Genomic DNA, 22,082 nt, shown 5'->3' on the forward strand with positions numbered 1-22,082 from the left:
ACTCCCCTGGGTACCGCACTGCTGCTTGCTTGCACTTAGCTGCACTTACTTGTACTTACTTGCCGACCGGCAAGTTGACTACACTGAGGGAAAGTAGACCCGTAACTAGCCGGGCGTCAAGTAAGTTTTTCTTTACCTTACGGCGAGCACCTACGACACGTAGGGACGACAAGGACGAGGAGCAGCCACGATGGACGGCAGCAGGCAGCGGCGGCGCGGAGACACCCGTCAGCGCATCCAGGACGTGGCCGTCGAGCTCTTCGCCGAGCAGGGTTACGAGAAGACGTCACTGCGGGAGATCGCCGAACGGCTGGACGTCACCAAGGCGGCGCTCTACTACCACTTCAAGACCAAGGAAGACATCCTCATCAGCCTCTTCCAGGACCTGACGAGGCCGATGGACGAGCTGATCGAGTGGGGCAAGGGGCAGCCGCACACCCTGGAGACCAAGCAGGAGCTGCTGAGCCGCTACAGCGAGGCGCTCACCAACGCGGCCCCCCTCTTCCGCTTCATGCAGGAGAACCAGGCGACGGTCCGCGAGCTGAGCATCGGCGAGTCCTTCAAGGACCGCATGCTCGGGATGCTGGACATCATCAAGGAGCCGGACGCCGCGCTGACGGACCAGGTCCGGTGCGTGAGCGCGCTGTTCACGATGCACGCCGGGATGTTCGCCCTCAAGGACATGGAAGGCGACCCCGAGGACAAGCGGAAGGCCGTCCTGGAGGTCGCCATCGATCTGGTCACGCGGGCGCACGCCGGCGCCACCGAGTCACCCTGAGCCCTGGACGCCGGGCGCCGGGCGCCGGGCGCAGCCTGGTTTGGGCTGGGCCCTTGAGCCTTGGGCTCCGAGCCCCTAGACGCCGGGCCCCCAGACCCCGAGGCCTATTAGAGGCTGACGCCCTTCGAGCGCAGGAAGGCGACCGGGTCGACCGCCGAGCCGTAGCTGGCCTTCGTGCGGATCTCGAAGTGCAGGTGCGGCCCGCTGGAGTTGCCAGTGTTCCCGGACAGGGCGATGCGCTGGCCGGTCTTCACGACCTGGCCGGGCTTCACGTCCACGCGGGACAGGTGCGCGTACTGCGAGTACGTACCGTTGCCGTGCTTGATCACGACGGCGTTGCCGTACGCGGGCCCGTCACCGGCGCCGTTGCCGCCGGCCTTGACCACGGTGCCGCCGTGCGCGGCGACGACCTGCGTGCCGGAGGCGACGGCGAAGTCCTGGCCGGAGTGGGTGGACGACCAGAGGTTTCCGGCCTGCGCGAACTTCGCGGAGAGCTTGTACTTCTTGACGGGGTCGACCCAGGAGGCGGCCTTCTTCGCCGCGACGGGCTTGGCGGCGGCCTTCTTGGCGGCCGCCTTGCTCTTGGCCGTCGTCTGAGCGGCGGCCTTGGCCTGCGCGGCGGCCTGCTGCTGCACGGACACAGCGGCGGAACCCGGCAGCGCGACGGCACTCGCCTTGGTGTCGGCGGCGACCGCGACCCCGGCTCCGAGCGCGACCGAGGCGCCCAGGCCGAGAGCCATGGCGGCGGCCCGGACACGGAGCTTGGGCGTGCCGGGAAGGTGGGACGTGATGCGCTGCGACATGGGGACTACCTCCAGGGGGACGGACATCAACACACCCGGCGCGCTGTCGGCGCACCGGGCGAGGCATCCCTTGGTAACCCGCGCCCCCGCCATCCCACAAAGGGCCCATCTACGACCTCAAGTCGTACTTGACACTGAAACTTCCGACTCCTTGACAAGAGAAACGTCTGGGACGAAATCCTCCGCGTTTTCTACGAGAAGTCGCGTTTACGCCCACTTCAGGGCCGTGCGCCCCGGCCCGGGAGCCTTGAGGCCGGGCCCGCGCCGCACGGCCTCCGACCCCGTCATCACCCCTGGGCCAAAGGTCCTTTTTGCCCGTTTCCACTCCACCACTACTCGCCCTAGTACCAGACAAATCGCCTGTGCGTCATGTCACCGGAGGGCATGATCCAGGGGCCGGAGAATGTGGCGGGGGCTACACAAGGGCCCAGGTGGTTCGCCTACGCTCGGTGCATGGTCGACGCCGGAGTGCTCGGGGCCCGTATCGCGTCCAGCGCGGTCTCACCGCTCGTGAAGAAGCTCTTCGTGAAGGACCAGCCGGGGGCCGGACTGGTGAGCAGACCGGTACGGATATCGGCGCTGGTGTCGTTCGGGCGGGAGAAGCGGAGCGTCACGCCGAAGGACGTCGAGAAGGTCGCGGCGGAACTGGTCCGCAGGGCCCTGAAGACGGCCGGGCCGGGGGAACAGCCGGTGACGGCCGAGGAGGCCACGGCGGTCACCCACGCCCTCGCGCACTCGCTCGCCTCCCTCGGGACCCTCACGATCGAGGACTGCGAGGCCGTGGACCTCGGACCCGAGGAGTTCGCACGCACACTCCGCTCCCACGCGGCCGTCATCTCGTACGGACTCAGCGGCGACGGCGAGCTCTTCTACGAGCAGCTGCTGCACACGTCCGCGCTGCACATCCTGAACTTCTTCACCCAGCGCTCCACCTACATCGCCCGGCAGCAGACCGCGCAGAGCCGGCAGCTGGCCCGGCTGGTGCGGGCCGTGGACGTCCTGCTGGGGCGCCTGCCCTCGCAGTCGGCCGAGGACGCGGGGTTCGAGGCGCGGTACGCGGAGCACATCACCGGGCGGTACGGAACGCTGACCATCTACGGCCTGGACACCGGGACGAGCGAGTGGTCGCTCGACACCGCGTACCTCAGCCTGGAGGCGACCCGGGAGCGCGACGGGCAGGACGGCGGCCTCCAGATCCCCGCCGAGCAGGTCCTGGCACAGCACGACCAGGTACTGCTGCGCGGGGTCGCGGGCTCCGGGAAGACGACCCTCGTCCAGTGGCTCGCGGTGACGACGGCGAGCCGCACGTACGACCACGGCCTGACACACCTCATCGGACGGGTGCCGTTCGTCCTGCCGATGCGCAGGATCGTGCGCCCGGGGACGGAGTTCCCCATCCCGGGGGACTTCCTGAAGGCCGTCGGCTGCCCGGTCGCCGGGGAGCAGCCGGCCGGCTGGGCGGAGCGCGTGCTCCGGGCCGGGCGGGGTGTGCTGCTGGTCGACGGGATAGACGAGATCGCCGGTGACCGCCGGGACGCGGCCCGGCGCTGGCTGCGCGAACTGACCCGGACCTTCCCGGGAAACCTGTGGCTCGTCACCTCCCGCCCGTCCGCCGTCCCCGAACGATGGCTGGAGGCGGCGGACTTCCACGAACTCACGCTCTCGCCGATGGCACGCGACGACGTCGCCACGTTCGTACGACGCTGGCACCGCGCCGCCGGAGCGGACGAGGCCGAGGGGATGTCACTGCTCCAGGCCGTGCGGACCACGTCCGAACTGAACCGGCTGGCCACCAACCCGCTGATGTGCGGCATGCTCTGCGCACTCCACCGTGACCGGCGCGGCTTCCTCCCCCAGGACAGGAAGTCCCTGTACGAGGCCGCCCTCACCATGCTCCTCGAACGGCGGGACCGGGAACGGGAGTTGGACCACCCCGACGGACTGCGCATCCCGTACGCGACACAGGTCCAGCTGCTGCAGAAGCTGGCGTGGTGGCTGATCCGCAACAGCCGCGCGGAGATGGACCGTTCGGACGCGCTGCACATCATCGGGCAGGCGGTGCCCGCTGTGAACCTCGACGGGACCGCCGAGGACGTCTACCGGTCGCTGCTGCTGCGGTCGGGGCTGCTGCGGGAGCCGGCGGAGGGGCGGGTGGACTTTCTCCACCGGACCTTCCAGGACTATCTGGGGTCCCGACTTGCCGTGCAGGAGCTGGACTTCGATCTGTTGGTGAACAACGCGGAGAAGGACGACTGGGAGGACGTCATCCTGCTGGCCGTCGCGCATGCCCGGCCGAAGGAAGCCGAGCAGATGCTGCGGCGGCTGGTGGGGCTGGACACCTCGCGCGGGAAGCTGCTGGCCGCGGCGGGGCTGCGGTATGTGGCGGAGGTCGAGCCGGCGGTGAGGCAGTTGGTGGAGGAGGGGGTGGGGTCGCTGGTGCCTCCGCGCGGGGTCTCGGAGGCCGAGCAACTGACACGCGCCGGTGGCGATCTGGTGCTGACCCTTCTGCCGGGGCCGGAGAGAATCGACAACGAGACCGCCTACCTGGTGGCGTGGTCGGCCGCCCAACTGGGCAGTGACGCCGCCCTGCACTTCCTGACCCGCTTCCGGGACCACCGGGACTCACAGGTCCAGCATGTCCTGGCCAACTCCTGGCACCACTTCGACCAGGAGCTCTACGCGCGCGAGATCCTCGCGCACATGATCCGGCAGAGCACGGTGACCGTCCGCAGCACCAAGGACCTCCGCTTGCTCCGCTCCATCGGCGGCTGGGCGCACATCAAGATCGCCGGTGCCTACCGGGTCGAGGAGCTCACGGAACTCATCGTGCCCGAGCAACTGACCGTTCTCCTGGTGGAAGCACCCCATCCGGTCGAAGGGCTGGCCTGGCTCTCGGCCTTCCCCAACCTGGAGGACGTGCACGTGGGGACAGAGGTGAGCGTGACCGTGGCGCAGCAGGTACCGACCCGGACCACACTCATCACCCCCTGATCCAGCCCGAGTTGACCTACCCTTGACTCCCACAACAGCCCCACCCCACAGGGACCTCGATGCCCATGGAGCCCGTTGTCCGTATCCCCTCCCCCGACGCCGCACCCCTCGTACAACGGCTCTTCCACACACCAGGACCCCAGCCCTCCCCCGCGCACCCGGACGACGTCCACCGGGTCGCCGCCGAGTTCATCCAGCTGGCCGCCGAGAAGCACACGACCCCCACGTCCGAACTGCCCGCAGTGGTGGACGTCCTGGCCCGTACGCTGCTCGCGGTCGGGGAACTCGACCTCACCGACGTGGACGCCGTACGACTGGGGCCGCAGGACTACGCGCGCCGGCTGCGCGGGGCCGTGCCGGGCGCGGACCGGGGACTGTCGCCCGACGCGGCGTGGTTCCACGACGCGCTGCTCGTGAACGTGTGTCTGCATGTGCTGGACCACTTCATCGGGCGCTCGTCCCACATCCAGCAGCACATGCCGGAGCGGGCCAGCCGCATCCGTCAGCTCGTCGATCTCAACGACACCGAGGCGGCGGCCCGCCGTCCCGAACGCTCGCAGCAGGACGCGGACTTCGAGGCGCGGTACGCCGAGGAGGTCGTACGCCAGCACGGCTGGCTGACCATCGTCGGCGTCGACTTCCCGAACGCGCCGGACCGCTGGCTGCTTGAGGACACGTATCTGAGCCTGGAGGCCGAGGAGAGCACCGGCGACGGGAGCGGGGGCGGGCAGCGGACGGTGCTGCTCGCGGACCGGGCGCTGGAGGGGCACGAGCGGGTGCTGCTGCGCGGGGTGGCGGGTTCCGGGAAGACGACCCTCGTCCAGTGGCTCGCCGTGGCGACCGCCCGCGAGGGTGCGCGGGTGCCGTTCGTCCTGCCCGTACGCCGGTTCGCCCGCGAGGGCTTTCCCGCCCCGGACGACTTCCTGCGCGCGATCCGCCATCCGCTCGCCGACCAGGCACCGGAGGGCTGGGTCGTACGGACGCTGCTCGCGAGCCGTGCCCTGCTGCTGGTCGACGGGATCGACGAGGCCCCGGAGGCGACGCGCGGCGAGCTGCGCGACCAGCTCCGCCGTCTGCTGCGCGTGTTCTCGGGGAACGGCTGCCTGGTCACCTCGCGCCCCTCCGCCGTGGCGGACGGCTGGCTCGCGGAGGAACGTCTCGCGGAGGAGGGCTTCGCGGAGCTGTCGCTCGCGCCGATGTCCCGGGACCAGGTGACACGGTTCGTCCGGGACTGGCACACGGCGGCGATGGGCGACGAGAACTGCCGCGAGCAGCGCGACCGGGACGAGCTGAAGGAGTACGAGCAACGGCTGCTCCACTCCGTACGGATCTACCGGGAGCTGCGCCAGCTCGCCACCAACCCCCTGATGTGCGGCCTGATCTGCGCGCTGAACCGGGACCGCTCCGGCTCCCTCCCGCACGGCCGCAAGGAGTTGTACGAGGCTGCCCTGGAGATGCTCCTGCAACGCCGTGACCCCGAGCGGGACGTGCTGTACGCGGACGACGTGCGCCTGCAACAGGAGCCGCGGGAACGGCTGTTGCAGAAACTCGCGCACGCCATGCTGGAGGACGGCGTCTCGGAGCTGCCGCGTGGACGGGCCGTCGCCATCCTGGAGGGCGCGCTGCCCGCGATCCCCGCCGCACGCGCGGCGGGCGACGGCGAGAAGATCTTCGGCCATCTGCTGCACCGCACCGGGCTGCTGCGCGAACAGGCGGGTCTCTCGGTGGACTTCGTGCACCGCACCTTCCAGGACTATCTGGCCGCCAAGGAGATCGTGGCGCGCGGCCGGCTGCGCGACCTGGTCGACCACGCCCACCAGCCCGAGTGGGAGGAGGTCATCCGCATGGCCGCCGCCCACGCCCGTCCCGAGGAGTGCGGCGACTTCCTCGAACGCCTGCTGTCCGCCGCGCCGGCGCTGCGCAGACCCCAGGTCAACCACCGCCGTCTGATGGCCGCGGCCTGCCTGGACCATGTCACCGAGCTGGACCCGTCGGTCCGGCGGCTCGTCCACGACCGTACGAAGAACCTCGTACGCCCCACGAGCGAACTCGGCGCCCGCAGTCTGGGCTGGGTGGGGCCCATCGTCCTGGAACTCCTGCCCGACCCCGAGCAGGTGCCGAGCGACCAGCAGGCGCTGCTGCTCGCCCTCACGGCGACCCGGGTCGAGGACGACGCCGCCATCGACTACCTGGCCCGCCTGCGGGGACGTTCCTCGCTCGCGGTACGGACCGAACTCGCCCGGCCCTGGCGGCACTTCGACACCGAGCGGTACGCGCGCGAGATCATCGCCCACCTCGACCCCGACGGCGTGTACTTCCCGGTCTCCGACACCGCCGAACTCGCGGCCCTGCGTCACCTCGGCGGCCGACCCCGCGTCCAGGTGGCCGGCGTCATCCCCACCACCGACCTCATGGACGGCCTCGACCGCGACCGCCTCACCCACCTCTGGCTCAACGCCGAACCCACCGACCCGGACATGTCCTGGCTGTCCCTCTTCCCCAACCTCCAGATCCTGCGCGTCAATCCACGCCTGCCACGCGTACGGAACGTGCCGGAGGGGGTGACGATCACGGCGTAGAGCCGTGACGATCACGATGTAGGGCGAGGAGTGCGCGGGCGGACCGGCGTGGTGACCGTTCAGTGACACGCGGCGAAAGAACAGTGACAAAAGAGGCCACAACCAACCCCCAGGCCCCCTGGTCTCACCTGGTGTGGGGCGGACGGCAGTTGACCGACCGGACGCTCCACGGACATGGATCCACAGGCGCAGATCCACGCCCGCGGATCCACGGGCACACCAAACTGGGGGAACAGAAATGAAGCTCGTCCGTCACGCAGCCGCCGTCGCCGTCGTCGTCACCGGTGGTGCCCTCGCCCTCGCGGCGCCCGCCTCCGCGTCGGCAGCCGCGTCCGCGCCCACGGGGGCCAAGTCGGCCGCGGTCGCGGCCCCGTCGGAGGCTCCGGTCGCGAAGTACAACGGCGCCTGCGGTGCCGGTCACAAGGTGATCGACTCCGCCAACATGGAGAACCTCGGCACCACCTTCCTCACCTACAACAAGACGACCGGCGAGAACTGCGTGGTCACCGTCCGCACCAAGCCCGGGGCGCCGGTGAAGATGTTCGCCCGGCTCAGCTCGAAGACCGGCGGCACGGCCACCGACCGCGGCCAGTTCACGACGTACGCGGGGCCCGTCTACATCGAGGCCCCCGGCGAGTGCGTCACGTGGGAGGGCGGCATCACCACGTACTCCACGAAGGGGACCGGCCACTGCGGCTGACCCACGACCGGGCGTCCGGCCGAGTCCGACCATCTCCGGCCGGTCGCCACCCGACAAGGAGCCGCACACTTCGGTGTGCGGCTCCTTCGGCATCTCCGACCCTGCCCGACACCGTACGCGTCAATCAGCGCCGATTGAGCTGAAACCACACCCCTTTGCCCTGCTCCGTCGGCGTCACCCCGCACACGTCCGACAACGCGGTGACGAGGAACAGGCCCCGACCGCCGTCGTCCCCGGCCGACGCCCGGCGGGGCGAGGGCAGCCGCGTGCTCCCGTCGTACACGGCAACCCGCACATGTGTCGGGTCAATGGCGGCTCTGAGGTGCACGTCGCCCTCCGCGTACCGGTGCACGTTCGTCACCAGCTCGGAGGTGCAGAGCGCGGCCGTGTCGGCGAGTTCGCCGAGCCCCAGTGTCTCCAGCATCGAGCGCACGAAGTCCCGGCAGACCTTGGGTGAGGTCGCGACGGCAGGGGTGAACAGGGTGTAGCTGAGCGGAAGTTCCATGGGTGACGCCTCCAGGGCGCTGAACGCGGGATGCGGATCTCGGAAGACTTCGGAATGTCTACGCCTCGTCGACGAACGCCGGTCGCGGTGGCTCTACCGCCCCCATGGGCACGGGCCCACCCGGAATGGGCCCGAGAATCCGGCGGTGCTCTTCCACGACACGGCGTGCATGCGCATACGTCGACAGCGAGGCTTCCTGCATCACTGAGTGAGCGTCGCCTCACTCAGAGTAGGCCTGAACTCCACAGAACTGCAACCTACTTCGGCTACTGAGTGGACCGGGCCTCGACACGGCGGCACACTGTGGCTCAAGCGAGCGGGGAAGGCGACACGTGGCACTGCGAATCAACATCAGCGAGCGCCAGCGACGGGTCGGGGCCGAGCTACGCAAGTTGCGTCAACAGGCAGGACTCTCCGTCACCGAGGGCAGTCGCCTGATCGACATGGGCGGCCCGCACCTCACACACATCGAGGCAGGCCGTACCGGCATCCCCTCGCGGCGCCTCCGCGACCTCGCCAAGGGATACGGATGCAGTAATGAGGAGTACCTCGACGCCCTGGTGAGCCTGGCCGAGAGCAAGGGCAAGGGCTGGTGGACCGAGTATCGCAAGGCGCTACCCCAACGCAGCCTGGACCTTGCCGAGTTGGAGTCGCTGGCCACCGGAATCCAGAGCTACGAAACCCTGCTGATCCCCGGCCTGCTCCAGACCGAGGCATACATGCGAGCCCTGTTCCTCAGTTCGCGCCCCGGTGCCTCTCCGGCCGAGATCGAGACTCTGGTCAGCTACCGCCGGGCACGCCAACAGATCCTCTCGGAGGACTCCCCCACCAAAGCCCACGCCGTCATCCACGAAGCCGCCCTACGCATCACCGTCGGCGGCGCGGAGGTGATGCGTGGCCAGCTGACCCACCTGCTCCGGGCCGCGCAACGCCCAGAAACCACCGTCCAGGTCCTGCCGTTCGACGCCGGAGCCCGTGCCTGGTTCGGCACGCCACTCCTGGTTCTCGACTCAACGGCCCACGGACTGGAGACGGTCATCCTTGAACACCCGGCCGAACCCCTCCGTCTGGGCGACGCCGAGTCCATCGCCCGCTACAAAGGCACCTTCGACACCCTCAGCCGTAACGCCCTCTCACCGGTGACGGCAGACGGCCCTCCCGGCAGTCACGACCACCGGGACTCCTGGGGGCTCATCCACCACGTCCTCTACACGTATTAGGGAGCGCGCCATGTCGGAACTCACCTGGCAAAAGTCTTCCTTCAGCGACGGCGCCGGCGACAACTGCCTCTACATAGCCGCGTCTACCCCCACCGAAGCCATCCACCTCCACGAAAGCGACACCCCCGACATCATCCTCACCACAACACCCGCCACCCTCTCGGCCCTCATACGAACACTCACCGCAAACCCACACGTTCGGATGACCTGACCCCATTCGCCCGCGCACAAAGATCACCATGCGCAAGCCTCACCCCATGCACAACAACACCGAGGCCGAAGCCACCATCCCCGCCCAGCTCGGCGCCCTGCCCTCCTGGTACGGGGACCTCCTCGGCGAGGTCAAGGAAACCGTCACGGGCGCCCGCCTCCGCGCGCAGCGGGCCGTCAACACCGAACTGGTCCAGATGTACTGGCAGATCGGCAAGCTCATCCTGGCCCGCCAGCAGCAGGAGGGCTGGGGCACCAAGGTCGTGGGCCGCCTCGCCGCGGACCTGAAGGCGGCGTTCCCGAATCAGCGGGGCTTCTCACGGAGCAACCTCATGTACATGCAGAAGATGGCCCGCACCTGGCCGGAGCCAATTGTCCAACAGCCTGTTGGACAATTGCCGTGGGGCCACGTCACGGTCCTCATGGACAAGCTCGAAACCCGCCCCGACCTGGACTTCTACGCCACAGAAACCGTCCGGAACGGCTGGTCCCGAGACCTCCTCAGCCGCTTCATCCACCAGGACCTGCACCTCTCCCAGGGCTCCGCCGCCACCAACTTCGAGGTGACCGTCCCGGAGGGCTCGGCCGCGCTCAAGGACCTGGCCCGAGACCCGTACCGCCTCGACTTCCTCGGCCTCGACAAGCACCACGCCGAGCACGAGCTCGAAGAGGCGATCGTCGCCAACATGGTCCGATTCCTCACGGAACTCGGCGTCGGGTTCGCCTTCGTGGGTCGCCAGTACCCCGTGCTCATCGGCGGCGAGGAGTACCGCATCGACCTGCTCTTCTACCACCTCAAACTGCACCGCTACTTCGTCTTCGAGCTCAAGACGAAGGACGTACGCCCCGAACACGTCGGCAAGCTCAACTTCTATGTCAGCGTGGTCGACAAAATGGTCCGCGACGAGAAGCGCGACGACGCGACGATCGGTTTCCTCATCGGAACCCGGCACAACAAGGCGGCCGTACAGCTCGCTCTCGACGCCAGCAACAACCCGCTCGCCGTGACGAACTACTCGACGCTGTCCCCCGCCGACCGCGAACTCGTCCCTACGGAAGAGGACTTGAGCCGAGTGGTCCAGAACGCGATCGACACCGTACAACCCTGAGCGTGAACGCGTGTGAGCGCGCGGGTCCGTGCGAGCAGCACACGCGCTCCCTATCCGCCCAACAGCGGCAGCGCCCCGAACACATGCTCGCGCCAGAGCCCCCGCGACACCTCCTCCGGGTACGGGGCCACCGCGGGCTTCGCGTCGAAGAGCCGCACCGAGCGCCGCTCGACGTCGTACGCGGGCCACCCCGGGTCCTCCCCCGCCGCGAACCCCGTCCAGGCGGCCCGGACGAACCGCGACAACTCCTCGGCCTCGGCGGGCGGTTCCTCACCGAGGAGCAGTGCCGGCAGGCCCTCGCCGAGGTTGCCGAACACCAGCGGTACGTCGAGCCCGTGGCAGGCGCCCAGCATTCCGCCCATGCCCGGCGCCTCCCAGAGCAGCTCGTAGACGTGCGCGCGACCGCCGCCCGCGATCTGCGCCTCGGCCAGGTGGAGTGAGGGCATGCGGAACAGCCAGTCGGACTGGACAAGTTCGTACAGCTCCTCGGCGCTCGCGGCCGGGAACGCGGCCCGGTAGGCGTCGCCGCCCCCAGAACCGCTCGCAGTACCGCCCGGTCCGAACGTCCGTAGTGCGACGGCCGCCTGATCCTCCGTCACCTCTCCCGTCAGCCCGCGGAGCAGAATCATCAGCCGGAACTCGTCACGGGTGTGGCCGACCACGAGTTCGACGTCCCGTCCCGCGCCGGAGGCCAGCGCCTCCCAGGGGGCGGCCGGCAGCACCTCGCCGTCGACGACGGGCGCGACCGGGATCAGCGCGTGGGCCGTCGGCCCCCACCGATCCGCGAACGCCCCGCCCTTCGCGCCGACCGCGTCCGCCACCGCTGGCAGCCGTCGCGGCGCCACCGTCCCCATCTCCTCCACAGTCGCGCGCACGCCCAGCTCCGCGGCGAACTCCCGGGCGATGTCGGCGGCCAGCTCGGGGGAGAAGAACGTACCGGGCACGCTCTGCGCGACCGCCCGGCCGAAGAGCCCTGCCGCGCGGGGCATCGTGAGCAGCGCGGCCACCGAACCCGCGCCCGCCGACTGGCCGACGACCGTGACACAGCCCGGATCGCCGCCGAAGGCGCGGATGTTGTCCCGCACCCACTCCAGCGCGGCGACCTGGTCGAGCAGGCCCCGGTTGGCGGGCGCCCCCTCGATGTGCGCGAACCCCTCGATGCCGACGCGGTAGTTGAGCGTCACCACGACGACGGCACCCTCGCGCGCCAGCCGGCCGCCGTCGTACTCGGGCAGTCCGGACATCCCGATGACGTACGCGCCGCCGTGCATCCACACGATGACCGGCAGCCCCGCGTCGGGGCCGGGGTCGGGCGTCCAGACGTTGAGGGTCAGCCAGTCCCCCTCGTCCACCGCGTCGCCGGACACCAGCGCGTCCATGCCGAACGCGGCGGACTGCGGAGGCGGCGTCCCGTACGCGACCGCCTTCCGTACGCCGTCCCAGTTCCGCACGGGCACCGGCGCCCCGAACCGCAGTGCTCCCACGGGCGGTTCGGCGAACGGGATGCCCTTGAACACCGCCGATCCCGACGCCTGTCCGGCTCCCCGCACCACACCTGCTGTCGTACGGACCTCGGGTTCGTCGGCGCCCATCACGGCTCCCTCTGCAGACAGTCCGGTCATCGCGGATCATCCCGTCGAACCGGACGCCAGGGCCAACGGTTTTTGCCGCCCCAAGGGGCGCGCCCCGGCGGTTAGGCTGGTCCAGCGGCCCAAAGGGGCGCGGGGAACTGCGCCACCAGCCACAACGAACCCGCAGACGACAAACCATGCCCTCGGGGGAGCGCGCCATGGAACCAGCGGCCGTCGGAGTCCGACTGGCATCCACCGTGGCCACACCGCTGATCAAGAAGCTCTTCACGCCGGAGGGGCCGGGCGCGGGGCTGGTCGACAGGCCCGTACGCATCTCGTCCCGCGTCTCCTTCAAGGGCGAGCAGCGCACGCTCGACGAGAAGGACGTCACCCGGCTCGCCTCCGAGCTGGTCAGGCGGGCTCTGAAGGAAGCCGATGAGCGCCCCATCGCCCCCGACGAGGCGCAACCCGTCGTCCACGCCCTGGCCGACACCCTCCGTGCCCTCGGCGACATCACCATGACGGACGCCCAGGCGGTGGCGCTCGGCCACGCGGGCCTCGCGCTACATCTCCGTCATGCCGCCGGGAGCCCCGACCGGGACCTCGACTTCGACGCGGCCGTCTTCTACGAGCGGCTGCTCGACACGGCCTGTCTGCACATCCTGCACTTCTTCACCCAGCGCTCGACGTTCGTCCCCCGCACCCTCGTCGAGCAGACCCGCCGCCAGTCCGAACTCATCGCCAAGGTCGACGAGTTGATCGCCCGCACTCCGCGACCGGGCGACGGGGACGGGGCGTTCGAGGGGCGGTATCTCGCGTACGTCGCCACCAAGCACAGCAAGCTGACCATCTACGGCATCGACCTCGTCAACACCCCGAACCGCTGGCAGCTCGACGCCGCCTATATGACCCTGCAGGCGATGCGCCGCTCCACGGACGGGGAGTCGGCCGCCTCCGGGGACGCCTACCTCGCCTCGCCGGGTACCCCGCTGCCCGCCGAGGAGGCGCTCGCGGACCAGGACCTGGTGCTGCTGCGCGGAGTGGCGGGCTCGGGCAAGACGACCCTCGTCCAGTGGCTCGCGGTGACGGCCGCCCGGGCCGAGCGCGGGGACCGTATCCCCTTCGTGCTTCCGCTGCGTACGCTCATCCGCCGCGCCGACGGACTGCCGGCGCCCGCCGACTTCCTGGCGGCCGTGCGCGTGCCGTTCCACGGCACGGCCCCGGACGGCTGGGCGGACCGGGTCCTGGCCGCGGGCCGCGGGCTCCTCCTCGTCGACGGCATCGACGAGATCCCCGAGTGCGACCGCGAGCGGACGAGGCACTGGCTGCGGGACCTCCTCGACGCGTACCCCGGCAACCAGTGGCTGGTCACCTCCCGCCCCTCCGCCGTGGGCGAGGACTGGCTCACCCCGGACGGCTTCACCGAACTGCTCCTGACGGCCATGAGCCGCGCCGATGTCACCGCCTTCATCCGGCGCTGGCACACGGCGGCCGCCGCCGACGCACCGGACAGGGAACTGCTCGCCTCGTACGAGCACTCGCTCCTGGAGGCCGTCGGCGTCAAACAGGATCTCGGCCGCCTCGCCACCAACCCGCTGATGTGCGGCCTCATCTGCGCCCTGCACCGCGACCGGCGCGGCTATCTCCCGCACGGGCGCCAGGAGTTGTACGACGCGGCTCTCTCCGCACTCCTCTCGCGCCGCGACCAGGAGCGGTCGATGGAGCTCGACCACATCCAGCTCAGCGAACTCCCGCAGATCCAGCTGCTCCAGCGCCTGGCCTACTGGCTGATCCGCAACAACCAGGCGGAGATGGACCGCGAACGGGCCGAGCGCATCATCGCCGACGCACTGCCCTCTCTTCCCGCGGTGGCGAGCCAGGGAGACGCGCCCGCGATCTACCGCTATCTGCTCATCCGCAGCGGCCTGCTCCGCGAACCCGCGGTGGGGACCGTCGAGTTCGTCCACCGCACCTTCCAGGACTACCTGGGTGCGAAGGCCGCGGTGGAGGACGGCGACTTCGGGCTCCTCGTCCGCAACGCCGCCGACTCCCAGTGGTCCGACGTGATCCGCATGGCCGTCGCCCACGCCCGTCCGCGCGAACGGGCCCAGCTCCTGCGCGACCTGGTCGACTCCGCCGAGGGCGTCGAGGGCACCGCGGGCACCCGTGTCCGCCTCCTCGCCCTGGCCGGCCTCGAACACGCCACGGAACTCGACCCGCAGGTCCGGGCCGGCGTGGAGGAACAGGCGGCCACGCTCATTCCGCCGCGTACGCCGGAGGAGGCCAAGGATCTGGCCTCGGCCGGCGCCCTGGTCCTGGAGCTGCTGCCCGGGCCGGAGGACCTCTCCGACGCGGAGGCGAGGGCCGTCGTGGTCACCGCATCCCTCATCGGCGGCGACGCGGCGATCCCGATCCTTGCCCGCTTCCGCTCCCACCCGGCCGTGTCGGTCCTGGGCCAGCTCACCTGGACCTGGCACCGGTTCGACACCGAGCGGTACGCGGCCGATGTCATCGCCCACCTGCCGCCGGCCGACCTCTACTTCACGGCGCACTCCGCCGCGCACCTGCGCGCCCTGCGCGAACTCGGGGGCCGACCCCGGCTCCAGGTCGTCGGGGACGTAGAGGCCTCGGAACTGAGCATCGCCCTTGCGCCGGACACGACGCGCAAGCTCGTTCTGAAGGACAACCGCTCACTGCGCGACCTGGACTTCGTTTCACCGCTGCGCGAACTCACTCACCTGGATATCTCCGGCATTCCATCCGTCGACAACATCGAATCCCTGGCCGGGCTCCCTTTGAAATGGCTGTCGTTGGATCTCATGGAGGGGCTGGAAAGGCCGGATGCGCTGGCTCCGCTTTCGGCGTCGGCCACCCTGCGCGAGTTCGACACCGGTGTGCCGCTCATAGGCGATTCCCTTGATGCCGCACTCCCCCAGGGGTTGCCGCTGACGTATCTGCGGTTCACCAAGAACGCCCTTCGCCTGACCGGGCTGCGCGGCTTGCGCCATATGCACTCGGTGAAGAGCCTGAGCCTGGCAAGCCTGTACGAACCGCTCACGCCGGAGGATTGCGCAGAAGTCGCGCTCCTCCCCCAGCTGCAGGAATTGCGCCTCCGCTGGGCTGCGGTCCCGTGGACCAACGGGCCCGTCCTGCCCGGCGTCAGGCGTCTTTGGCTGAACAATTTCACCGGAGACGAAGACCTCTCGGCGGTGCCGGTTCTCTTTCCTGGTCTCGAGTCCGTCGCATTCCGCCTCCTTCCGGAGGTGTCGGAAGTGCCGGAACACGTCCTGGAACTCTTCCCCGGGATCCACACGGTGACGAGGACGCACACCGTCCTCTAGCCCAACCCCACCTGGGCACCCTACAGTTACCGGCGAGTAATCCCTTCGCTTCCCTGTGGCCTCACACGCACATGAGCATGCACCACGACCCATGTCCGCAGCGCTCCGACGCGAGAGGAACCCCCCATCCCATGACAGGAAGAAGCTGGCAGCGCCTCATAGGCCTGACCGCCGCCGCCACCGCCGTCACCGCGGCCCTGGCGATCCCTGCCACCGCCGCGACCCCGGCCGCCGCCCCCGCCGCGGCCGCCACCGTCGCGACCACCACCGTCGCGACCGCCGCCTCCGCCGCCGCGGCGGACGTGGACTACGACACCTGGCAGAAGGACTGCCGGGCCGTCATGGCCGACGCGCTGCCCTACCTGAAGGAACGAATCGCCGACGCGTCATCCGGCGAGAAGCAGGCCATCGTCTTCGACATCGACAACACCACGCTGGAGACCGACTTCGGCTTCAGCTACCCGTCGCCGGCCAACGCGCCCGTCCTGGACGTCGCCAAGTACGCCCAGGACCGCGGCGTCGCCCTGTTCTTCGTGACGGCCCGCCCGGACATCATCAAGTCGGTGACCGAGTACAACCTCAAGCACGTCGGCTACAAGGTCTCCGGCCTGTACGTACGCAACTTCATCGACCTGTTCAGGGACGTGGCCGAGTACAAGACGGCCCAGCGCACGGCCATCGAGGCCAAGGGCTACACGATCATCGCGAACATCGGCAACAGCGCCACCGACCTGTCGGGCGGGCACGCCGAGAAGGCGTACAAGCTGCCGGACTACGACGGCCAGCTGTCGTAACCACTGCCGGGCGCTACGACACCGCCGGGCACGACGAAGGGGCCGGTGCCTTGTCGGCACCGGCCCCTTCGGGCGTTCTCAGACGGAACCCCTGGGGGTCACGCCTCCTTGCTCAGGTTGGGACCGGCGCCGCCGGCCGCCTGCTCGATCGGCGGGACGTCCGGCAGCGCGGACTTCTCCTCGCCGCGGAAGGTGAAGGTCTTGGCCTCACCCTCGCCCTCCGTGTCGACGACCACGATGTGGCCGGGACGCAGCTCGCCGAAGAGGATCTTCTCCGACAGCGAGTCCTCGACCTCGCGCTGGATCGTGCGCCGCAGCGGACGCGCGCCGAGCACCGGGTCGTAACCCTTCTGCGCCAGCAGCTCCTTCGCGGACTGGGAGAGCTCGATGCCCATGTCCCGGTCCTTGAGGCGCTCGTCGACCTTGCCGATCATCAGGTCGACGATCCGGAGGATGTCTTCCTGGGTGAGCTGCGGGAAGACGACCACGTCGTCGACGCGGTTGAGGAACTCGGGCCGGAAGTGCTGCTTCAGCTCGTCCGAGACCTTGTTCTTCATGCGCTCGTAGTTGGTCTTCTTGTCGCCCGAGGCCGCGAAGCCCAGGTTGAAGCCCTTGGAGATGTCCCGGGTGCCGAGGTTGGTCGTCATGATGATGACCGTGTTCTTGAAGTCCACGACCCGGCCCTGGGAGTCGGTCAGGCGACCGTCCTCCAGGATCTGCAGCAGCGAGTTGAAGATGTCCGGGTGGGCCTTCTCGACCTCGTCGAAGAGGACGACGGAGAACGGCTTGCGGCGGACCTTCTCGGTCAGCTGGCCGCCCTCTTCGTAGCCCACGTAACCGGGAGGCGAGCCGAAGAGACGCGAGACCGTGTGCTTCTCGCTGAACTCCGACATGTCGAGGGAGATCAGCGCGTCCTCGTCGCCGAAGAGGAACTCGGCCAGAGCCTTGGAGAGTTCCGTCTTACCGACACCGGACGGGCCCGCGAAGATGAACGAACCACCGGGACGCTTCGGGTCCTTCAGACCGGCGCGCGTACGACGGATCGCCTTGGACAGCGCCTTGACGGCGTCGACCTGGCCGATGACCCGCTTGTGGAGCTCGTCCTCCATGCGCAGCAGACGCGAGGACTCCTCCTCGGTCAGCTTGAAGACCGGGATGCCGGTGGCGGTCGCGAGGACCTCGGCGATCAGCTCGCCGTCGACCTCGGCCACGACGTCCATGTCGCCGGCCTTCCACTCCTTCTCCCGCTTGGCCTTCGCGGCGAGGAGCTGCTTCTCCTTGTCGCGCAAGGAGGCGGCCTTCTCGAAGTCCTGCGAGTCGATCGCGGACTCCTTGTCGCGGCGGACGCCGGCGATCTTCTCGTCGAACTCGCGGAGGTCCGGCGGCGCGGTCATCCGGCGAATGCGCATCCGGGAGCCGGCCTCGTCGATCAGGTCGATCGCCTTGTCCGGCAGGAAGCGGTCCGAGATGTACCGGTCGGCGAGCGTCGCCGCCTGCACCAGGGCCTCGTCCGTGATGGACACGCGGTGGTGTGCCTCGTAGCGGTCGCGCAGACCCTTGAGGATCTCGATGGTGTGCGGCAGCGACGGCTCCGCGACCTGGATGGGCTGGAAGCGGCGCTCCAGCGCGGCGTCCTTCTCCAGGTGCTTGCGGTACTCGTCCAGCGTGGTGGCACCGATGGTCTGCAGCTCGCCGCGCGCCAGCATGGGCTTCAGGATCGAAGCCGCGTCGATGGCGCCTTCCGCGGCACCCGCACCCACGAGCGTGTGCAGCTCGTCGATGAACAGGATGATGTCGCCGCGGGTGCGGATCTCCTTGAGGACCTTCTTCAGGCGCTCCTCGAAGTCACCGCGGTAGCGGGAGCCGGCGACCAGCGCGCCGAGGTCCAGGGTGTAGAGGTGCTTGTCCTTGAGGGTCTCGGGCACCTCGCCCTTGACGATGGCCTGGGCGAGACCTTCGACGACGGCGGTCTTGCCGACGCCGGGCTCACCGATCAGGACCGGGTTGTTCTTCGTACGCCGGGACAGCACCTGCATGACCCGCTCGATCTCCTTCTCGCGCCCGATGACCGGGTCGAGCTTGGACTCACGAGCGGCCTGGGTGAGGTTCCGGCCGAACTGGTCGAGGACCAGGGACGTCGAGGGGGTGCCCTCGGCGGGACCGCCACTGGCGCCGGCGGTCTCCTTGCCCTGGTAACCGGAGAGCAGCTGGATGACCTGCTGCCGCACCCGGTTGAGATCTGCGCCCAGCTTGACCAGGACCTGGGCGGCGACGCCCTCGCCCTCGCGGATCAGGCCGAGCAGGATGTGCTCCGTGCCGATGTAGTTGTGGCCCAGCTGAAGGGCCTCGCGGAGCGACAGCTCCAGGACCTTCTTGGCACGGGGGGTGAAGGGGATGTGCCCGGACGGGGCCTGCTGGCCCTGGCCGATGATCTCCTCCACCTGCTGGCGGACCGCCTCGAGCGAAATCCCGAGGCTCTCCAGGGCCTTAGCGGCGACACCCTCACCCTCGTGGATCAGGCCCAGGAGGATGTGCTCGGTGCCGATGTAGTTGTGGTTGAGCATCCGGGCTTCTTCCTGAGCCAGGACGACAACCCGCCGCGCGCGGTCGGTGAACCTCTCGAACATCGTTAATCGCTCCTCAGAGCGGTCAGGCAGTAAGGGGACGCTCCCCTCCCTGTCCTTCCGCAGCTTAGTCCCGCAAGCGGGGACCGCTCATTCCAACTGCCGACACCGTCCTTGGCCTCCTGACCCCGAACGCCGACATCTGCTCCAACCTGATGGTGCGAGACGATGTTCCCGCAGGCCAGGCAGATACCCCCACCATCTGTACGCCGATGGCGAACGTGAGATGCCCGAGCCATGCGTGTCGCCCCTCCCACTAGGGATGTCTTACCCGCACGCACTGACACTCCATGCCGAACGCACCGGTTCCCTCCGCTATGGGCGAACATCCTTGCGCCGCGGACCGCTTCGGAGCGCCCACTTTTCAGACACTCTGCGCACACGCGAAGCCACCCAGCGTAACTCGAACGCCTCTGTGGCGGTTGGCTCTGCATGGTCTTCACGGTCCCTTCTCCCCGCCGACCGCTCGACACGAGCCACCCGAGCGACTCGGGTCACCCGAGCCACACGAGTCGCGCGGTCCGGCATTGGTACGAGAACGAACTGGGCTGGCCGACCGTGCCCGGCACTCCCGTGGACCTGCCGACGGGGCTGCGTTTCGACGTAATGGACGCGCCAGTGGAGGCGGGTTACGCGGCGCTGCGGCATCTGGCGCCGGGCTCTCCGGTGGCCCTGCGGGCGGACCGGATGCGGATTCTGGTGGCGGCGGGAAGCGCGGACGAACTGCCCGGGCTGCTCGACTGGCTGGAGTGGGGGGCTCTCACGCTGGATCTCAGGGCGATCGGCGAGGGCGGGCGCATCGAGGCGCCACTGCCGCCCGGCACTCCGGCGCCCTGCACTCCGCGACCCGCAGGGACCCCCGTACACATCCCCGCGCATACGTCGCGCACACCGCACACATCTGTGGAAACCGCTGCTGATATTGCTGTGGATACCGCTGTGGACAGCTCGCAGGGGGCCGCCGTCTGGCTGCGACCCCCTGAGCCTGGCTGCGAGGTGGAGCCGTCGCTGCCGACACTGTCGGCGCTCGGTGGGGGCGTTGGGGGCGCCCCCGATCTCGTACGACTCGTGGACACGATGGCGACTGAATGCCATCGCGTCCGGCTGCGCCGTTCCTGTGCTCAGCCTTTGGCCATGTCGTAGGCCTCTGCTCAGCCGTTGGCCTTCTCGTAAGCCTCACGAATGGACGCCGGAACGCGACCGCGGTCATTGACCTCGTAGCCGTTCTCCTTCGCCCACGCGCGGATCTGCGCGGTGTCCTGGCTGCCACCGGAAGCGGCACGCGCCTTTCCACGGCTCCCCGAGGCGCGGCCTCCGGTACGACGACCGCCCTTGACGTACGGCTCGAGAAGTCCACGGAGCTTGTCCGCATTGGCAGTCGTGAGATCGATCTCGTACGTCTTGCCGTCCAACGCGAACGTCACGGTCTCGTCCGCCTCGCCACCGTCGAGGTCGTCGACAAGAAGGACCTGAACCTTCTGTGCCACCGGATTTCCTTTCATCGATATCTTCAGGGGCGGGGTCCGCGGCGGCCGCCGCTGTTTCACGTCCCTGTTATATGCACTACTGCAGTACGTCGGAAAGCAAACCGCTTTTGCTGGAAAAACACAAACCCCTGGCAGAGACCGACGGACCCGGGAAGACCGGAAACGTGCGCGTTTCGGACATAGGGCCCGCGGGCAAGGGGCTCCGGGCTAGTGGCAGGGGTATGCCACGGGTATTGCGGGGCGGCGATCACAGATGCAGAAGCATCCGGCTGTTGCCCAAGGTGTTCGGTTTCACTCGTTCGAGACCGAGGAACTCGGCCACGCCCTCGTCATAGGAACGCAACAGCTCGGCGTAGACATCGGTGTCTACAGGCGTCTCACCGATCTCCACGAAGCCGTGCTTCGCGAAGAAGTCGACTTCGAAGGTCAGGCAGAATACGCGGCGAACACCGAGCCAGCGGGCGGTCTCCAGCAACTTCCCCAGCAACTGATGTCCGACGCCGGCGCCCTTCATCGAGCCGTCCACGGCGAGAGTGCGGACTTCCGCGAGGTCTTCCCACATGACGTGCAGCGCGCCGCAGCCCACGACCTCCGTAGTTGAACCGGTGTCGCGTTCCGCCACCCAGAACTCCTGGATGTCCTCGTAAAGCGTCACCGTCGCTTTGTCGAGCAGGATGCCGCCGCGGACGTACGCGTCGAGGAGACGGCGAACCGCCGGGACATCGCTGGTCCTGGCCCGGCGGACGGTGAGGGCTTTAGTGGCGGCTTCGGGCTGCTCTGCTGGCATGAGCGGACGTTATCGCCCGGTCTCGCCCCCAGCGGCGGCGGGGTTCTCGCCGACGGCGTTCTCGACCGCCGGGTTCTCGACCGTCGAGTTCCCGGCCTTCGAGTTCTCGGCTGCCGGGTTCTCCGCCGTCGGGTTCTGTGGCGCCGGGTTCTGTGGCTCTGGCTTCTGTGGCGCCGGGGTTTCCTCCGGCCCTTGGACCATACGCACGGCATCGCGCAGTGCTTCGCGCTGTTCCGCGGACATCATGCCGAAGAAGGCGACGAGAGCGGCGGCCGGGTTGTCACTCTGGGTCCAGGCTTCGTTCATCAGTGCCGCCGAGTAGGCGGCCCTGGTCGAGACCGCCTCATATCGATAGGCCCGGCCTTCCGCTTCGCGGCGCACCCAGCCCTTCTGATGGAGATTGTCCAAAACGGTCATCACCGTCGTGTACGCGATGGACCGCTCCTGCTGAAGGTCTTCCAGGACTTCCCGAACGGTCACCGGGCGGTTCCACTTCCACACCCGCGTCATGACCGCGTCTTCGAGTTCTCCCAATGGGCGAGGCACAGCTCAGAACAATAGGGGGAGATGTCGCCAATCATGT

Annotated in this window: 17 protein-coding genes; 10 read left to right on the forward strand and 7 right to left on the reverse strand. The window is 68.9% G+C overall.

Translation table 11 applies throughout. The annotated features are described in order from the left end of the window. Positions 1 to 190 precede the first annotated feature (190 nt). Positions 191 to 778 carry a TetR/AcrR family transcriptional regulator gene (locus ACIBEI_RS23860; protein WP_398892003.1) on the forward strand — a complete coding sequence of 196 codons (588 nt, stop codon included), beginning with the start codon at positions 191 to 193 and terminating at the stop codon, positions 776 to 778. Between the two features lie 107 nt (positions 779 to 885). On the opposite strand, the gene ACIBEI_RS23865 is transcribed toward ACIBEI_RS23860, so the two are convergent. After that, positions 886 to 1,581 carry a M23 family metallopeptidase gene (locus tag ACIBEI_RS23865; RefSeq protein WP_398892005.1) on the reverse strand — a complete coding sequence of 232 codons (696 nt, stop codon included), beginning with the start codon at positions 1,579 to 1,581 and terminating at the stop codon, positions 886 to 888. Between the two features lie 453 nt (positions 1,582 to 2,034). On the opposite strand from ACIBEI_RS23865, the gene ACIBEI_RS23870 reads away from it, so the two are divergent. The 3 genes from ACIBEI_RS23870 to ACIBEI_RS23880 all read left to right on the forward strand — a co-directional run bounded on the left by ACIBEI_RS23870 (position 2,035) and on the right by ACIBEI_RS23880 (position 7,851). Next, on the forward strand, positions 2,035 to 4,572 hold the full coding sequence (locus tag ACIBEI_RS23870) for an NACHT domain-containing protein (protein WP_398892007.1): 2,538 nt from the start codon (positions 2,035 to 2,037) through the stop codon (positions 4,570 to 4,572). A gap of 65 nt (positions 4,573 to 4,637) precedes the next feature. Further along, a complete protein-coding gene (locus ACIBEI_RS23875; RefSeq protein ID WP_398892008.1) occupies positions 4,638 to 7,151 on the forward strand; it encodes an NACHT domain-containing protein in 2,514 nt (837 codons plus the stop codon). 238 nt (positions 7,152 to 7,389) lie between these two features. After that, positions 7,390 to 7,851: a spore-associated protein A gene (locus ACIBEI_RS23880; protein ID WP_398892010.1), complete on the forward strand. Its 462-nt coding sequence runs from the start codon at positions 7,390 to 7,392 to the stop codon at positions 7,849 to 7,851. A gap of 124 nt (positions 7,852 to 7,975) precedes the next feature. Here the strand turns inward: ACIBEI_RS23880 and ACIBEI_RS23885 are convergent, their stop codons facing one another. Then, positions 7,976 to 8,356 (reverse strand): ATP-binding protein, encoded by a 381-nt coding sequence (locus ACIBEI_RS23885; protein ID WP_398892012.1) that lies wholly within the window; start codon positions 8,354 to 8,356, stop codon positions 7,976 to 7,978. A 332-nt stretch (positions 8,357 to 8,688) separates the two neighbouring features. On the opposite strand from ACIBEI_RS23885, the gene ACIBEI_RS23890 reads away from it, so the two are divergent. The 3 genes from ACIBEI_RS23890 to ACIBEI_RS23900 are packed head-to-tail and all read left to right on the forward strand — an operon-like array spanning position 8,689 to position 10,895. Further along, positions 8,689 to 9,576, forward strand: coding sequence for a helix-turn-helix domain-containing protein (locus ACIBEI_RS23890; RefSeq protein ID WP_398892014.1), 888 nt, complete (start codon positions 8,689 to 8,691; stop codon positions 9,574 to 9,576). A 10-nt stretch (positions 9,577 to 9,586) separates the two neighbouring features. Further along, on the forward strand, positions 9,587 to 9,787 hold the full coding sequence (locus ACIBEI_RS23895; RefSeq protein WP_398892016.1) for a DUF397 domain-containing protein: 201 nt from the start codon (positions 9,587 to 9,589) through the stop codon (positions 9,785 to 9,787). A 28-nt stretch (positions 9,788 to 9,815) separates the two neighbouring features. Then, a complete protein-coding gene (locus tag ACIBEI_RS23900) occupies positions 9,816 to 10,895 on the forward strand; it encodes a YhcG family protein (protein ID WP_398892018.1) in 1,080 nt (359 codons plus the stop codon). 50 nt (positions 10,896 to 10,945) lie between these two features. Here ACIBEI_RS23900 and ACIBEI_RS23905 read toward each other — a convergent pair whose 3' ends face one another. Continuing rightward, on the reverse strand, positions 10,946 to 12,517 hold the full coding sequence (locus ACIBEI_RS23905) for a carboxylesterase/lipase family protein (RefSeq protein WP_398892020.1): 1,572 nt from the start codon (positions 12,515 to 12,517) through the stop codon (positions 10,946 to 10,948). Positions 12,518 to 12,684: 167 nt separating this feature from the next. On the opposite strand from ACIBEI_RS23905, the gene ACIBEI_RS23910 reads away from it, so the two are divergent. Then, positions 12,685 to 15,807 (forward strand): NACHT domain-containing protein, encoded by a 3,123-nt coding sequence (locus ACIBEI_RS23910; protein WP_398892022.1) that lies wholly within the window; start codon positions 12,685 to 12,687, stop codon positions 15,805 to 15,807. Positions 15,808 to 15,938: 131 nt separating this feature from the next. Further along, complete coding sequence (locus ACIBEI_RS23915; protein WP_398892024.1) at positions 15,939 to 16,601, forward strand: HAD family acid phosphatase; 663 nt, start codon at positions 15,939 to 15,941, stop codon at positions 16,599 to 16,601. A 98-nt stretch (positions 16,602 to 16,699) separates the two neighbouring features. Here ACIBEI_RS23915 and ACIBEI_RS23920 read toward each other — a convergent pair whose 3' ends face one another. Continuing rightward, complete coding sequence (locus ACIBEI_RS23920; protein WP_269651524.1) at positions 16,700 to 19,228, reverse strand: ATP-dependent Clp protease ATP-binding subunit; 2,529 nt, start codon at positions 19,226 to 19,228, stop codon at positions 16,700 to 16,702. Positions 19,229 to 19,657: 429 nt separating this feature from the next. On the opposite strand from ACIBEI_RS23920, the gene ACIBEI_RS23925 reads away from it, so the two are divergent. Then, positions 19,658 to 20,368, forward strand: coding sequence for an SCO3374 family protein (locus ACIBEI_RS23925; RefSeq protein WP_398892026.1), 711 nt, complete (start codon positions 19,658 to 19,660; stop codon positions 20,366 to 20,368). Positions 20,369 to 20,376: 8 nt separating this feature from the next. On the opposite strand, the gene ACIBEI_RS23930 is transcribed toward ACIBEI_RS23925, so the two are convergent. From ACIBEI_RS23930 to ACIBEI_RS23940, 3 genes are all read right to left on the reverse strand, one after another. Then, on the reverse strand, positions 20,377 to 20,712 hold the full coding sequence (locus ACIBEI_RS23930; RefSeq protein WP_055618215.1) for an Lsr2 family protein: 336 nt from the start codon (positions 20,710 to 20,712) through the stop codon (positions 20,377 to 20,379). A gap of 247 nt (positions 20,713 to 20,959) precedes the next feature. Next, positions 20,960 to 21,499, reverse strand: coding sequence for an amino-acid N-acetyltransferase (locus ACIBEI_RS23935; RefSeq protein WP_189843146.1), 540 nt, complete (start codon positions 21,497 to 21,499; stop codon positions 20,960 to 20,962). A gap of 9 nt (positions 21,500 to 21,508) precedes the next feature. Beyond that, positions 21,509 to 22,009, reverse strand: a complete 501-nt coding sequence (locus ACIBEI_RS23940) for a BlaI/MecI/CopY family transcriptional regulator (protein ID WP_398892401.1) — start codon at positions 22,007 to 22,009, stop codon at positions 21,509 to 21,511. Positions 22,010 to 22,082 lie beyond the last annotated feature (73 nt).

It is taken from the genome of Streptomyces sp. NPDC050988 (assembly GCF_044456225.1).
In the GTDB taxonomy this organism is placed as follows: Bacteria; Actinomycetota; Actinomycetes; order Streptomycetales; family Streptomycetaceae; genus Streptomyces.